Origin of the sequence: Ochrobactrum sp. SFR4, assembly GCF_019730395.1 — a bacterium.
Lineage (GTDB): Bacteria > Pseudomonadota > Alphaproteobacteria > Rhizobiales > Rhizobiaceae > Pseudochrobactrum.
This window is the reverse complement of sequence record NZ_JAAPBB010001406.1, coordinates 1-235: the sequence shown is the minus strand read 5'-3', so window position 1 is coordinate 235 and position 235 is coordinate 1. Positions and strand designations below refer to the sequence as shown.

Below are 235 nucleotides of genomic sequence, written 5' to 3'. Positions count from 1 at the left end.
GCTATCTGATAGTCTTGCAAAGGGTGATCAGGTTGTTGAGCTTGATGCCTCGTTGATTGACGGATCTTTTGTCGAAGATCGTCTGACCCGTCAGGAAACAGATGATCCAGAGTTTCTGACGCTCATCCAGAGCCTGCATCAGCATGGTCAGCAAGTCCCTATTCTGGTGCGTCCGCATCCAGAAAAAGCCGGGGGGTTCCAGGCAGCCTATGGCCACCGCCGTATGCGTGCAGCA

Annotated in this window: 1 protein-coding gene; it reads left to right on the top strand. The window is 53.6% G+C overall.

The window, feature by feature from the left end:
- The coding region (locus tag HBA93_RS23655) for a ParB N-terminal domain-containing protein (protein ID WP_221724836.1) at positions 1–235 on the top strand (235 nt) is incomplete at both ends.